The organism is Brucella sp. GW823-FHT04E01, assembly GCF_058796175.1.
The window spans coordinates 666936-680154 of record NZ_JBXAIK010000001.1 but is presented as its reverse complement, the minus strand read 5'-3'; the positions used below and the strand labels follow the sequence as shown (position 1 = coordinate 680154).

Genomic DNA, 13219 nt, shown 5'->3' with positions numbered 1-13219 from the left:
CAACAGGCCCCAGAATTTCCTAACTACTCTTCATTCGGAGGAGTGAATATTCGTGGATCAGACTTTTCGGCCCGTAAGGGCTTCAGCGCGCGCCGATATTATTGACGGTGTCCGGCGCGGACTTCCGCTTGTCGTTGCCGGCGCGCCCTTTGGCCTGCTGTTCGGTGCGCTTGCTGTCGATAACGGATTGTCGCTCGCCGAAGCGGTGTTCATGAGTTCCATCATCTATGCCGGTGCCAGCCAGATGGTCGGGCTAGATCTTTTCGGCCAGAACATTGCGCCGTGGATGATTGTCATGTCGATCTTCGCCGTCAATTTCCGGCACGTGCTTTACTCGGCGAGCACAGGTCGGCGTATCCGTCACTTCAAGCCATGGCAGAAGGCACTGGCCTTTTTCGTACTGGTAGACATCCAGTATGCGGAAGTTGAACAGCGAGCGGAAGCCGGTAAGCCGGTCACCTTCGTCTGGTATATGGCCATCGGGCTCACATTCTATCTGACCTGGGTTCTCGAAGCGCTGATTGGCGGGCTGTTCGGCAATCTGATCACGAATCCCTACGCCTTCGGCATCGACTTTCTGCTGCCGATCTATTTTCTCGGCATGGTGATGAGTTTCCGTCACCGACAGAACTGGCTGCCGGTCGTTATCGTCAGTGCGATTTCAGCCGTGGCGGCCTACAAGTTCGTGGGATCTCCGTGGCATGTATCGCTGGGCGCACTTGGCGGCATTGTTCTTGCGGCGATTATTGCCAAGCCACGCGAAGGGGAGGCGTAAATGTCCACCACAATCTGGATCATTCTTGCGGGCGCGCTCTGCACTTATCTCACCCGTATTGGTGGGCATCTGGTCCTGTCACGCTTCAGCCGTGTGCATTACCGGGTGGAAGCGGCGCTCAACGCCGTGCCTGCAGCCGTTCTGACGGCCATCGTGGCTGCGCCTGCTTCGGATCATGGCTGGCGGGAACTGCTCGTACTCGCGGTTTGCATCGTGCTTTCGTTGCGGCTCAGCATGATGACCATGTTCTTTGCTGGCGTAGCGCTTTTGATCGCGCTACGCCATTTCACGGTGTGAATGCATTATCAAAGCGGCGCGGTTGCCGCTTCAAGCCATTTGCGTTCAGCGTCCTTGAGGTGGCCTGAAAGCTTCTCGCGCACGCTGGCATGGTAGCTGTTCAGCCAGTCGATTTCCTCGTGCGTGAAAAGTGACTTGTCGATCAGGCGCCGGTCGATAGGGCAGAAAGTCAGTGTCTCGAAGCCCATCATCGGAATGTCGCCGCCTTCCGGCACTTCCGGTTCGGTGACGATGATGAGGTTTTCGATGCGGATGCCGAATGAACCGGGTTTGTAATAGCCCGGTTCATTGGAAAGGATCATGCCCGGCAGCAGTTCCTGCGCGCCCTTTTTCGAAATGCTCTGTGGGCCTTCGTGCACTGACAGGTAGGAGCCGACGCCATGACCGGTTCCGTGCGCATAGTCAAAACCATACTTCCATAGTGCGATGCGCGCCAGAACGTCGATATCCTGCCCGCGTGTGCCTTTCGGGAAACGCGCCGTCGTGATCGCAATCACACCTTTCAACACGAGCGTGAATGCCTTGATCGTCTCTGGCGTTACCTTGCCGATGGGGACGGTGCGGGTAATGTCGGTGGTGCCGTCGCGATATTGTGCGCCGGAATCGACCAGATAAAGCTCGCCATCTTCAAGCGTTCTGTTGGTGTCGGTATTGACGCGATAATGGATGATTGCGCCATTTGGCCCCGCACCGGAGATCGTGTCGAAGGATATGTCTTCCAGCGGCATTTGGAAGTCGCGCCCGGCATCGGCACGCGATTCTTCCAGCTTCTGCGCTGCGCTGATTTCATCGATTGTGCCGGGCTTCTGGCCGTCGACCCATGAGAGGAAATTGACCATAGCCACACCGTCGCGCTCATGGGCGGCGCGTGAGCCATCAAGTTCCGCCTTGTTCTTGATTGCGCGTGGAATACGGGCAGGGTCTTTGCCTTCGATCACACTGCCGCCTGCGCTGGTGACAACGAGGCGGAGCTGTTCAGCCGCAAGGGTCGGGTCGAGAAGAATAGCTTCTGCCTTGGCCGCGAGAGCACTGAGGTGCCCTTCCAGATCGCTCGGTGCCGAGAGCTTGGCGAGCTGGGTCAGATAGGCGCGTGGTTCGATGGCGAGCTTGCGTTCATCAATGAAAAGCTCTGGTTCGCCCTTTGCAGGGATAATGGCAAAGCTCAGCGGCAGTGGTGTGTTGGACACGTCTTTGCCGCGGATATTGAACACCCATGCAACTGATGACGGATCGGTCAGGACAGTTGCGCTGGCGCCGCTTGCGGCGACTGCCGCCTGCATTTCCTTGATCTTGTCTTCCGCTTCATGGCCGGAGAAGCGGGCAGGCTGGATCGTCACCTCTGCCGTTGGCACTTCAGGCTGATCGTTCCATACGGCGTCAACAAGATTGATTTCGACGGGAACGAGCTGACCGCCCTGATTTTCAAGCGCTTCGCGCAAGGCGCGGGCTTCGGAAATTGTATGGAGCCAGGGATCGAAGCCTATATTCAGGCCTTTGCCGTTTTCTGCCAGCCAGGAAGCCGGTGGATTTGTGACAAGGCTTTCATAGGAGAAGACCTTTGGGTCGGTCTGGGCGCGGACCTGCAGTTCATAACGTCCATCGACGAAGATATAGGCGCTGTTCTCGAGGATGAGCGCGGCACCAGCCGATCCGGTGAAGCCGGTCAGCCAGGCAAGGCGCTGCGCATGGGGCGGAACATATTCACCCTGATGCTCGTCTGCGCGAGGAACCAGAAATCCGTCAAGGCCAAGTTCGGCCATTTTCGCGCGCAGCTTCGCAACGCGTGGGCCGCCATTGGCCGGATTTGTGGTGACGTCGAAACTCTGAAAAGCCATAGGTTTAACTCGCTCAAAACAGGAATACGCCGTGGTTCAAACGGCCTGTTATTTCAGATGAATTGCTACCCAGCCTTCGCGATGCAGCGTCTTTTGGTGGGTGAGTCCCTGTGCCTGATAGGCAGCGAGCACTGCATCGTGTTGACTGTCAAGTATTCCGGAAAGAACAATGGAACCGCCGGATGCCAGATGCTCCTTGAGGGAAGGTGCCAGCTCGATAAGCGGATTGGCAAGAATGTTGGCGACGATCAGGTCGAATGGCGAATAGGAACGGAAGATCGGGTGACTGAAGCCTTCCGCCGTTGCCGTAACGATATGTTCTGCCACACCGTTCTTGGCGGCATTTTCTGCGGCGACGGTGACAGCGACAGGATCGATATCGGTAGCCAGTACAGGAATGGGAGCGAGCTTGGCTATGGCGATGGCAAGAACAGCGCTGCCGGTGCCAAGGTCGAGCGCATTGGTCGGATGTTCGCCGTTGACAGTTTCCTCGATCAGTTCAAGGCATCCTGCCGTCGTTCCGTGATGGCCGGTGCCGAAGGCAAGACCAGCATCGATTTCAATGGGGATGTCGCCTGCTTCGATCTTGTCGCGGTCGTGCGAGCCATGGACAAAGAAATGCCCGGCTCTGACAGGCTTCAGACCTTCCAGCGAATGCGTGACCCAGTCGATGTCAGGCAGTTCTTCGACGGAGAAAATGTCCGCACCGACCAACGCATCGATCCGCTTGGCGACATCTTCGGCATCGTCCTCGACATAGACCGACACCTCGAAAATCTGCCGGTCTTCATCGATTTCGGTGATAGCGATGGGGAAGCCGTCTTCCTCGAAAGTCTGTTCGAGAATGTTGTAGACGCGCTCGGCTTCCGCCTTATCCGCCGAAAAGAAAAGTCGTGACTGGGCCATGAAGTAATAAAGCTCTCTATCTTTGAGAGTCTGTACCAAAAGCCGACCTGTATGGCTGCAAATGGCAATTTTTCTGCGTTCCGGTGCTCATGTAGCTTTCTCGGGTGCATAGTCTTATCCGTAAAGTCTGCAACTTTTCGGGACCATGCTCAGAAGTACATTGCGTTCCGGTACTCGAAAATCACCATTTTCGCACATACATGCCGCTTTTTGATTCAGGCTCTGACGCATTTCCGATGGAAATGCTTCGTAGATTCTATTTAGCTCTTTGCAGCGCCTTTGGCCAGATTCTTCAACTTTTCCAGAGCCGTATCCGGGTTTTCCTGATAGGCGATTGTGCTGCGGAAGCGACCGCCTTTGTCGAGCAGAAATACCGATGCTGTATGATCCATCGTATATTCGCCGTCTTCGCCCGGAACCTTCTTGGCATAGACGTGGTAGGATTTGACCATATCAGCAATATTCTGTGGTGTACCGGTGATGCCAATGATGCGGTCGGAAACGTTGCCGACATAGGTCTTCATGACTTCCTGCGTGTCGCGTTCCGGATCAACGGTGATGAAATAAGCCTTGATGTCACTGGCTTCCGGCCCAAGCTGCTTCAGCCAGCCATCAAGCTCATAGAGCGTGGTGGGACAGACGTCCGGGCAATGGGTGAAGCCGAAAAAGATTGCTGCTGGCGCAGCGCGCAGGTCGTTCTCGGTGAAAGGCGTGCCATCCATGGTCACAAGGTTAAGCGGACCGCCGAAGGGTTCTTTAGCCGCTTCCTTGTCTCGGAAAAGATTGAGACCCGCAGCGCCGACGATAACGACGATGAAGGCGATGATGAAGATGGGCAGGAATTTTTTCATGTCCAGTCAGCCTTGAATTTCCGAACGCGCCTTGATGCGCTGATCAACAATCTATCTTTTCTTTATGCGTTGCAGAACGGTCGATATAGCCGCATCCTGCATCATGAAGAGCATGGCGGTAATGTACGGCCATTTGCTCAATTTTCAATAATTTCTGAAACTTTTGACTATTTGTCGCGCGGTGGAAATGGCTCTTCGCACAGTTTGGCTCCTGTCTCATTCGCGTGACCAAAGTTGAACAGCTTCTTCGTTCTTTCTTTTTGCAAGGTTGATCGAACTGATATATTTCGGTCATAAAATTGCAATTTCTTGTGAGAGCAATATTGGAAGTCGATTACGTAATCGCTTGGGTTGACGGGCAGGATCCCGCGCATACGGCTGCCAGAAAAAGGTTCGCGCCAAATTCTGATCGCACGCATTTCGAAGCCGTTACAAACGAACGTTATCTCGATAATGGCGAGATTTATTATAACATCGCTTCCGTCATCAAATTCGCCCCGTTCATCAAGCGCATTTTCATCATCACCGATCATCAGAAGCCACGTTTCCTCGATGCATTCAAGCATGAGGGCAAATGTGATGCTTCTTTTATTCAGATCGTATCACATGATGATATTTTTGATGGTTTGCCGGCTGCTCGCCCTTCGTTCAACGCCCGCGCTATTGAAGGTGCGATGTGGCGGATACCCGGGCTGTCGGAGCATTTTATTTATTCCAACGACGATTTCTTCGTGAATGCTCCGCTGACAGTATCCGATCTTTATGAGAACGAGCGCCCTGTTCTTCATGGCGATTGGGTGCGGCCTGAAAACACCCGCTGGAAGTACAAGCTGCGCCATTTGCTTGGCAAGATATCGCGGTATGAATATACGTTTCCGAAATTCCGCATGGCGCAATGGAAAGGCGCTGTCACTGCTGGCATGAAGGATCGATTCATGTCGATCCATCATCACCCACATCCGTTGCGGCGCAACACGCTGGCGGCTTTTTTCACCGAGAAACCCGGCGTTCTGAATAAGCAGGTCAGTTTCCGATATCGCGATATCGAACAGTTCAATACGGTTGCTCTCGCCAATCATCTGGAGATTTTGCGGCACAAAGCTTCTGTTCGTCCGGCGAGAGAACTGGCTTATCTGGATTTTGTCCAGGAAAAACATTGGGCGGAAGAACTTGAGGCGATCGAGGCCGGTTCAGCGCCCTTCGGCTGCGTGCAGGGTTTTGAGCGTTTCGATCCCGCATTTCGAGCCCAAATTCACCAGACCCTCATTGCGAAGTTTGACGATGTTCTGCCGAATGTTATCAAGGATTATCTTTCCGGCGAGCAAGATAGTTCGCAGGAAGCGGCTTAAGCAGTTCGTTCCAGAGCTGACTGCGCTGCAGGGAAGCTTGAGGTGAGTTTGCAATGATGTCGTCAGATGATCTCCGTTTCCAGAACAGTGAACCCCGCATTCATTCGACGGCTCAACTGAAATCCGTCAAGCTGGGACGGTATGCCGATATTGGCGAGCGTGTGATTCTTCGTGAAGTCATGGTCGGCGACTTCACTTATTTCGAGCGGAACGGCGAGGGAATCTATGCCGAGATCGGCAAGTTCTGTTCTATTGCCGCGAATGTTCGCATCAATGCGCTCGAACACCCGATGGAGCGGCTCACGACTCATAAAGTCAGTTATCGACCGAATGAGTATTTTCGTTATCTGGGCGTTGATGGCGAGTTCCGGGCAAGGCGTCAGGAGCAGCGCGTGATCATCGGCAACGATGTATGGATCGGCCACGGCGCGGTCATCACACCGGGCGTTCAGATTGGCCACGGTGCCGTGATTGGTGCGAATGCGGTCGTGACGAAGAATGTGCCACCCTATCATGTGGTCGGCGGTGTTCCCGCTCGTTTCATCCGCAAACGCTTCGATAATGCTGTCATAGACCGACTGCTCGAACTCGAATGGTGGAACTGGTCGGTGGAAAAGCTCTATGAAGCGGTTCCAGACATCCAGACGCTCGAAATCGAGGCGTTTCTGGAAAAGTGGAGCAGCTGAATTCCGGCTCTTGCAAAGCCGCAATTGTTTACCCACCTTGGCATCACAACAGTTCTGGAGGCTGGAAGATATGGTCGGACTGAAGCGTTTTGCCGGGTTGTTGCTTGCTCCCATGCTGGTCGTTGCGGCTTCGGCCGCTCCGGCCGAAGAAGTTGGCAAGGTTGGCGTCGACTGGCTTGGAAACGATATTGTCATCGATGCGGTACAGGACCCGAAAGTGCAGGGCGTAACCTGTCATCTGGCGTCGTTTTCGCGCGGCATGATCGACCGGCTGCAAAAAGGCAACTGGTTCGAGGACCCGTCCAATGCTTCCATCTCTTGCGAGCAGACAGGGCCGATCACTATCGCAGATATCGATCTCGGTAAGGGCGGGGAACGGGTGTTCTCCGAGCGTACAAGCTTGATCTGGAAGAAGCTTGTCATCACGCGCATATACGACAAGACAAACAATACTCTGCTCTATCTCGCCCATGCGACACAGGTTCAGGATGGTTCAGCGAAAACGTCGCTTTCAACCGTGCCGCTTTACAAGGGTGATGTAACATGGGCGAAGGGCAAGCCGGAATAATCCGGCTGCCCTGATCCTTCATCTGTGATGGAAACTAGATCGGCTGGACGAAACTATCGAGAACGCGCTTCTGTCCGGCCTTGTCGAAATCGATGGTCAGCTTGTTGCCGTCAATAAGCGAGATCGTTCCGTTGCCGAACTTGATATGGAACACGCGGTCGCCCGCCTTGAAGGCCGATGGCTTGTCGGCCACTGACTTGGCCACCAGTTCACCGTCAATCGTGCGTCCCTTGATGGAGCCACGACCAGCTCCAAAACCGGAATCGGTCTCGCCATAGCCGATGCGTTCCACTTTGCTGCCCGAACGAGAACCCCAGTTGTTACGGGTGGCATCGGAGCGATTCTGCTGCGCGCGCTGCCAGCCGGGTGTCGAATAGGAATTCTGGAATGGATCAGCCTTGTCGAAGCGGGACTGTCCATAGCCACCGCCGTAACCGCCGTAATTGCCTTCCAGTTCGGCCACTTCCACATGCGCTTCCGGTAGTTCTTCCAGAAAACGGGAAGGAATGGTCGATTGCCACATGCCGTGGATGCGTCGGTTGGAAACGAACCAGATATGCAGGTTTTTCTTGGCGCGGGTCACGCCGACATAGGCGAGGCGGCGCTCTTCCTCAAGGCCGGAACGCCCGCCTTCATCAAGCGCGCGCTGGTGTGGAAACAAGCCTTCTTCCCAGCCGGGAAGGAAGACGGTTTCAAATTCCAGACCTTTGGCCGAATGCAGCGTCATGATGTTGACGGCATCCAGATCCTCATTCTGCTCGGCGTCCATCACGAGTGCAACGTGCTCAAGGAAACCGCGCAAGCTTTCATATTCCTCCATGGAACGGATCAGTTCCTTGAGGTTTTCAAGCCGGCCCGGTGCTTCTGCTGATTTGTCGTTCTGCCACATGCCCGTATAGCCGGATTCATCAAGGATGGTTTCGGCCAGTTCGGTATGCGGCGTGTTGTCGATCAGGGACTGCCAGCGCAGGAAGTTCTCGACCACTTCGCGCAGTGCGGAACGTGGCTTCGGCTTCAATTCCTCGGTTTCAATGAGATCGCAGGCCGCAGAAAACATCGAAATATCGCGTGCGCGGGCATAATCATGGATCTGGCGGATGGCGGCTTCACCCAGACCACGCTTCGGCGTGTTGATGATGCGCTCCAGCGCCAGATCGTCGGCCGGTTGTGCAACGACACGCAGATAGGCCATCGCATCACGGATTTCGAGCCGCTCGTAGAAGCGCGGGCCGCCGATGACGCGGTAGTTGAGACCGAGTGTGACAAAACGGTCTTCGAATTCACGCATCTGGAAAGAAGCGCGGACGAGGATCGCCATGTTGTTGAGGAGATGCCCCTGACGCTGGGCCTGCTCAATGGCTTCGCCGACAGCACGGGCTTCCTCTTCCGAGTCCCAGGCCGCATGAACTTTGACCCGTGGATCGTCCGGATTGGGTGCTTCGGTAAACAGCGTTTTGCCAAGGCGACCCTCGTTATGTGCGATCAGGTGGGCGGCTGCACCGAGGATATGCGCTGTGGAGCGGTAATTGCGCTCAAGCTTGATGACGACTGCGCCCGGAAAATCCTTTTCGAAGCGAAGAATATTGTCCACTTCTGCTCCGCGCCAGCCGTAAATCGACTGATCGTCGTCGCCGACGCAACACAGATTGACTTTATCTCCGCTCACGCCGAATTCGCTGCGCTCATCGGTCCTGCGGGAGGCTTCGGATGCCTTGGCGGGCTGTACCGGCGAGCCTCCGGCCCGCGTTGGCGCTGTCGTTCGTGATTTTGGTCGTTGCGCCAGCAGACGCAGCCACAAATATTGCGCCGTATTCGTATCCTGATATTCATCCACCAGAATGTAGCGGAATTTCGCGTGATATTCGCGCAGGATATCCGGATGATTGCGGAAGATACGGATCGGATGCAGCAGAAGATCGCCGAAATCGCAGGCGTTCAATGTGCGCAGGCGTTCCTGATAGGCCTGATAAAGCTCGCGTCCGCGACCATTGCCGAACGAGCGTGCATCGCCTTCTGGAATATCGGATGGTCCGAATCCCTTGTTCTTCCAGCCATCGATCATGTTGGCGAAGGTGCGGGCAGGCCAGCGCTTGTCATCGAGGCCTTCAGCCTGAATGAGTTGCTTGATGAGGCGGATCACGTCATCAGTGTCGAGGATGGTGAAATCCGATGTCAGATTTGCAAGTTCCGCATGGCGGCGCAAAAGCTTAACACCGATCGAGTGGAACGTGCCGAGCCACGGCATGCCTTCGACTGCGCCGCCGACCAGATGACCGATACGCTCCTTCATTTCGCGCGCGGCCTTGTTCGTGAAAGTCACGGCGAGAATCTGGCTTGGATAGGCAAGGCCGGTGGTCAGAATATGTGCGATACGCGTTGTCAGAACGCGCGTTTTTCCCGTGCCCGCACCGGCAAGCACCAGAACAGGACCCTCTGTCGTCAGGACAGCCTGACGCTGTTCCGGGTTCAGCCCTTTTAGGTAATCGGGTTCGCCACGCTGCTGGTTGCGTGCTGCCATGGCACGTGCGGCAATGCCACCGGGAGCAGGCGTGCGGCCTGCCGGAGCGTCGTCATCGCCGAAAAACGGCATATCGTCGGGAAAGTCAGACATTTGACCCGAATGTAATGATTCGCGGCTGAAAGACCAGCGAAAGGGTTAAAATATTCGACTACTCTAATTGAGTAACGCGACGATCCGTAAAGTTCAGGCGATGCGAGGCCAGTGCTTCAACCAGTCCACGCAGTTCCGGTTCACGCTGCAGAAGATCATCGAGCTCCGTCATCTGGTTCATTGCGATTAGCCGCAGAATGTCGTCTCGGATGGTCCCATCGGCGCGCCGCGGCAGATGCGCAACCGGCTGGATCAGTTCAACCTTTTGGCCTTTGAGCCTTGCACGCAGACTTTTCTCATCGGCGTTCAGTGTTTCCACAAAAGCGTAGATGCCGACGCCCTTGGCTGGCAGTGAATAGAGCGCGAGCGCTACATCGGTCACGCGTGGATCGGATTTGAGGGCAGCCTGAATTGCAGGGCCTTCATTGTCGATCCGGTCACCAGTGCCTTCACCGTCCGACCAGCTGAAAATGCCGCGAGTGATGAAGTTGTAGACTTTCTTGCCTGTCGCCAGCCAGATGCGCGACGGCAGAGAACGGCGCGCCAGAATGCGCTTTTCCGTCGGTGTCATCAGGTCTTTTGCGAAAGCACGCTTCTGCTTGATGAGATGGCGGAAGTCTTCATAGGCCATCAGGCGATAGAGCGCGCCACGACGACGATGAACGCTTGCAAGCTGGAAATCGATGACCGCTGCTTCACCTTCGGGTGTCATCAGCCAGTTTTGCGGTTTGGCGAGGTCGTTGTGGGTGACACCAAGACGACGCATATCGCGCAGGATGCGGTGCGCGGTGCGATACCATTTCGGATCGGAAGGCCGCGCAAGATGCAGCGGTGTGCCTTCCGTCCAGGATCGATACAGCCCGTCCTTGTCGATGGCGAGGAGCTGTGGGACACCTTCGATGCCGCGTACCGTCTTGAGGCCGCGGATTTCGCGCCGGGCCAATATCCATGCCAGCGGCTTCGACCACCATGGAGCAGCGCTTACGACGCGCCGAATGATGCGGGTCTCGGGGTTGCCTATGAAATAACCGGCATGCGTTTCCGAGAACACGTCGCGCTTGAATACGGCGGTTTCGACAAATTCCGGTATTTGATCGCCTTTCAGAGGCACATCTATATTGGGGTTCTGAACCATAGGGCTCCACTAGTGGATTGCATCCGATCAATCAAGTTTGATGGCGGACAACCCTTATTGCAATCACGTGATCGAAGGCGCACAAGGAACGCACAGATTTCGTGCAGCTCATCGGGGAAATGCAGAGAATGGCACAGGGCGACGACAGCAAGCAGGCGATTGCGCAGATCATTCGGCAGGAACAGGCGCTTATTTTTCCGTCATTTGACGAGAATGAAGCATTCGCGCTTGGTCATCGCATTCGCGATATCGCCGTGAAGGAAAAGCTCGGCATTGCCACCGAAATTTCCCTGTGGGACCGGCAATTGTTTTATGCGACGACCGCCGGAAGCACAGTGGACAATCAGGAATGGTTGCGCCGTAAGTTCAATGTCGTGCGCCGCTTTCATGCTTCGACCTATCGTCTTGTTCTGGAGCAGAATCGCGACGATCGCATGTTTGCTCTCCATAAAGCATTGAATGTCGAAGATTACGCGCTGGCGGGCGGCGGATTTCCGATCCGCGTTGCAGGGGCAGGCGTGATCGGCGCCGTAATCGTATCGGGGCTGCCGCAGCGCGAGGACCATAATCTGGTGATCCGCGCCGTTGCCGAGCATCTTGGACAAGACCCGGTCGCATTGGCGTTGCCTGTCGTTTGACTATGAATTTCGGAGAATGAACGATGTCGCTTGAAAATGTTGTTGCGCTTGCACGCAATGAGGACGGTATTGCCGCAGCAGTGGGTATTCTCAAGCAGCGTTTCGGTGAGCGTGCGCAGACCGGTCAGGCTATCCGCGAACAACACGGTCACACGACGACCTATGTGCCGACGCAGGCGCCGGACATCGTCATCTTTGCCCAGACCGCACAGGAGGTGCAGGATGTAGTCCGCATCTGTGCTGAACATCGCGTTCCGGTTATCGCCTTCGGTGCCGGTTCGTCGCTCGAAGGGCAGGTGAACGCGCCCGCTGGTGGTGTCTCTCTTGACCTTACGCGCATGAACAGGGTGATTGCCGTACATGCGGAAGATCTGGATTGCGTGGTGGAACCGGGTATTACGCGCCGGGAATTGAATGAATATCTGCGCGATACCGGACTGTTCTTTCCAATTGATCCGGGCGCCAATGCCACACTGGGCGGTATGGCTTCCACCCGTGCGTCCGGTACGAATGCGGTGCGTTATGGGACTATGCGTGAGAACGTGCTGGCTCTGAAAGCCGTGATGCCGGATGGACGGCTGATCGAGACCTCCAAACGCGTGAAGAAGACGGCTGCGGGTTACGATCTCACGAGGCTGCTTGTCGGAGCCGAGGGAACACTTGGCATCATCACCGAGCTGACATTGAAACTGCAGGGGATTCCGCAGGCAATTTCCGGCGGTATCTGTCCTTTCCCGGATGTGGCTTCGGCTTGCCGCACGGTGATCGAAACCATCCAGATGGGTATCCCCGTTGCACGTATCGAGCTTGTAAACACGCTTCAGATGCAGGCGTTGATCCTCCACTCCAAACTGCCTTATGAGGCGCAGCCCTATCTGTTTGTCGAGTTCCACGGCACGGAAAGCGGCGTTGCCGAACAGGCGGAATTGTTTGGAGAAATTGCTGCAGGCAATGGTGGTGGCAATTTCCAGTGGACCCACGATGCCGAGGAACGCGACCGGCTATGGCGGGCGCGTCACGACGCCTATCTTGCATCTTTTTTGCTGAGGCCCGGTTGCAAGGGTGTTTCCACTGATGTCTGCGTACCGATTTCGCGTCTGGCCGATTGCATCGGCGAGACGGAAAAAGACCTTGCCGAAACAGGCCTGATAGCACCAATTGTCGGGCATGTGGGGGATGGTAATTTCCATCTTCTCCTGCTTTTGGACACGGATGATATGAGCGAAATGGAGCGTGCCGAAGCATTCATGGACCGATTGGCAAAACGTGCCATTGCCATGGAGGGAACCTGCACCGGCGAACATGGCATCGGGCAAGGCAAGATGAAGTATCTGGCCATGGAGCTGGGTGAAGCCACGGACTACATGCGGGCCATCAAGAAAGCGCTTGATCCAGACAACATCATGAATCCGGGCAAAATACTGATTTCCTGATTCAATTCAGCTGTTTGGGCGGGTTTGCCAAGAGTTTGATTCAGGCAGGCGTGCATATCGATATGGCTGTGATGCAATTTGCCTTGTTGTCGCCGGATCGATGCCGTTATGTTGCGCAGATAAAGACAGCGTGAT

At 55.4% G+C, this 13219-nt stretch carries 13 protein-coding genes; 7 read left to right on the top strand and 6 right to left on the bottom strand.

The window, feature by feature from the left end:
* Positions 1 to 52: 52 nt before the first annotated feature.
* Positions 53 to 775, top strand: coding sequence for an AzlC family ABC transporter permease (locus AC1RHM_RS03445; protein ID WP_010659741.1), 723 nt, complete (start codon positions 53 to 55; stop codon positions 773 to 775).
* Positions 776 to 1072, top strand: a complete 297-nt coding sequence (locus tag AC1RHM_RS03440; RefSeq protein ID WP_010659742.1) for an AzlD family protein — start codon at positions 776 to 778, stop codon at positions 1070 to 1072. It begins immediately after the preceding gene.
* A gap of 8 nt (positions 1073 to 1080) precedes the next feature.
* On the opposite strand, the gene AC1RHM_RS03435 is transcribed toward AC1RHM_RS03440, so the two are convergent.
* The 4 genes from AC1RHM_RS03435 to AC1RHM_RS03420 form a co-directional block, all read right to left on the bottom strand.
* Positions 1081 to 2907 (bottom strand): aminopeptidase P family protein, encoded by a 1827-nt coding sequence (locus AC1RHM_RS03435; RefSeq protein ID WP_010659743.1) that lies wholly within the window; start codon positions 2905 to 2907, stop codon positions 1081 to 1083.
* Between the two features lie 48 nt (positions 2908 to 2955).
* Positions 2956 to 3813 (bottom strand): 50S ribosomal protein L11 methyltransferase, encoded by an 858-nt coding sequence (locus tag AC1RHM_RS03430; protein ID WP_010659744.1) that lies wholly within the window; start codon positions 3811 to 3813, stop codon positions 2956 to 2958.
* 260 nt (positions 3814 to 4073) lie between these two features.
* The gene (locus tag AC1RHM_RS03425; protein ID WP_010659745.1) at positions 4074 to 4664 is read right to left on the bottom strand and encodes an SCO family protein; all 591 of its coding nucleotides are present in this window, start codon (positions 4662 to 4664) and stop codon (positions 4074 to 4076) included.
* A gap of 167 nt (positions 4665 to 4831) precedes the next feature.
* Positions 4832 to 5197 carry a hypothetical protein gene (locus tag AC1RHM_RS03420; RefSeq protein ID WP_226622316.1) on the bottom strand — a complete coding sequence of 122 codons (366 nt, stop codon included), beginning with the start codon at positions 5195 to 5197 and terminating at the stop codon, positions 4832 to 4834.
* On the opposite strand from AC1RHM_RS03420, the gene AC1RHM_RS03415 reads away from it, so the two are divergent.
* The 3 genes from AC1RHM_RS03415 to AC1RHM_RS03405 all read left to right on the top strand — a co-directional run bounded on the left by AC1RHM_RS03415 (position 5126) and on the right by AC1RHM_RS03405 (position 7267).
* Complete coding sequence (locus AC1RHM_RS03415) at positions 5126 to 6013, top strand: hypothetical protein (RefSeq protein WP_226622288.1); 888 nt, start codon at positions 5126 to 5128, stop codon at positions 6011 to 6013. The genes AC1RHM_RS03420 and AC1RHM_RS03415 overlap by 72 nt on opposite strands.
* Positions 6014 to 6066: 53 nt before the next feature.
* Positions 6067 to 6699, top strand: coding sequence for a DapH/DapD/GlmU-related protein (locus AC1RHM_RS03410; RefSeq protein WP_010659747.1), 633 nt, complete (start codon positions 6067 to 6069; stop codon positions 6697 to 6699).
* 70 nt (positions 6700 to 6769) lie between these two features.
* On the top strand, positions 6770 to 7267 hold the full coding sequence (locus AC1RHM_RS03405; RefSeq protein WP_010659748.1) for a CreA family protein: 498 nt from the start codon (positions 6770 to 6772) through the stop codon (positions 7265 to 7267).
* 34 nt (positions 7268 to 7301) lie between these two features.
* Here AC1RHM_RS03405 and AC1RHM_RS03400 read toward each other — a convergent pair whose 3' ends face one another.
* Positions 7302 to 9878: an ATP-dependent helicase gene (locus AC1RHM_RS03400; RefSeq protein ID WP_010659749.1), complete on the bottom strand. Its 2577-nt coding sequence runs from the start codon at positions 9876 to 9878 to the stop codon at positions 7302 to 7304.
* A gap of 58 nt (positions 9879 to 9936) precedes the next feature.
* The gene (locus AC1RHM_RS03395) at positions 9937 to 11013 is read right to left on the bottom strand and encodes a serine/threonine protein kinase (RefSeq protein ID WP_010659750.1); all 1077 of its coding nucleotides are present in this window, start codon (positions 11011 to 11013) and stop codon (positions 9937 to 9939) included.
* A 128-nt stretch (positions 11014 to 11141) separates the two neighbouring features.
* On the opposite strand from AC1RHM_RS03395, the gene AC1RHM_RS03390 reads away from it, so the two are divergent.
* Entirely contained in the window at positions 11142 to 11651 is a 510-nt protein-coding gene (locus tag AC1RHM_RS03390; RefSeq protein ID WP_010659751.1) for a heme-degrading domain-containing protein, read from the top strand.
* 23 nt (positions 11652 to 11674) lie between these two features.
* Positions 11675 to 13084 carry an FAD-binding oxidoreductase gene (locus AC1RHM_RS03385; protein WP_010659752.1) on the top strand — a complete coding sequence of 470 codons (1410 nt, stop codon included), beginning with the start codon at positions 11675 to 11677 and terminating at the stop codon, positions 13082 to 13084.
* The last annotated feature ends 135 nt before the right edge of the window (positions 13085 to 13219 follow it).

Coding starts and splice junctions, on each gene's coding strand:
- AC1RHM_RS03440 (WP_010659742.1), top strand. CDS start 776: ATGTCCACCACAATCTGGATCATTCTTGCGGGCGCGCTCTGCACTTAT.
- AC1RHM_RS03435 (WP_010659743.1), bottom strand. CDS start 2,907: ATGGCTTTTCAGAGTTTCGACGTCACCACAAATCCGGCCAATGGCGGC.
- AC1RHM_RS03430 (WP_010659744.1), bottom strand. CDS start 3,813: ATGGCCCAGTCACGACTTTTCTTTTCGGCGGATAAGGCGGAAGCCGAG.
- AC1RHM_RS03425 (WP_010659745.1), bottom strand. CDS start 4,664: ATGAAAAAATTCCTGCCCATCTTCATCATCGCCTTCATCGTCGTTATC.
- AC1RHM_RS03420 (WP_226622316.1), bottom strand. CDS start 5,197: ATGATCGGTGATGATGAAAATGCGCTTGATGAACGGGGCGAATTTGAT.
- AC1RHM_RS03410 (WP_010659747.1), top strand. CDS start 6,067: ATGATGTCGTCAGATGATCTCCGTTTCCAGAACAGTGAACCCCGCATT.
- AC1RHM_RS03405 (WP_010659748.1), top strand. CDS start 6,770: ATGGTCGGACTGAAGCGTTTTGCCGGGTTGTTGCTTGCTCCCATGCTG.
- AC1RHM_RS03400 (WP_010659749.1), bottom strand. CDS start 9,878: ATGTCTGACTTTCCCGACGATATGCCGTTTTTCGGCGATGACGACGCT.
- AC1RHM_RS03395 (WP_010659750.1), bottom strand. CDS start 11,013: ATGGTTCAGAACCCCAATATAGATGTGCCTCTGAAAGGCGATCAAATA.
- AC1RHM_RS03390 (WP_010659751.1), top strand. CDS start 11,142: ATGGCACAGGGCGACGACAGCAAGCAGGCGATTGCGCAGATCATTCGG.
- AC1RHM_RS03385 (WP_010659752.1), top strand. CDS start 11,675: ATGTCGCTTGAAAATGTTGTTGCGCTTGCACGCAATGAGGACGGTATT.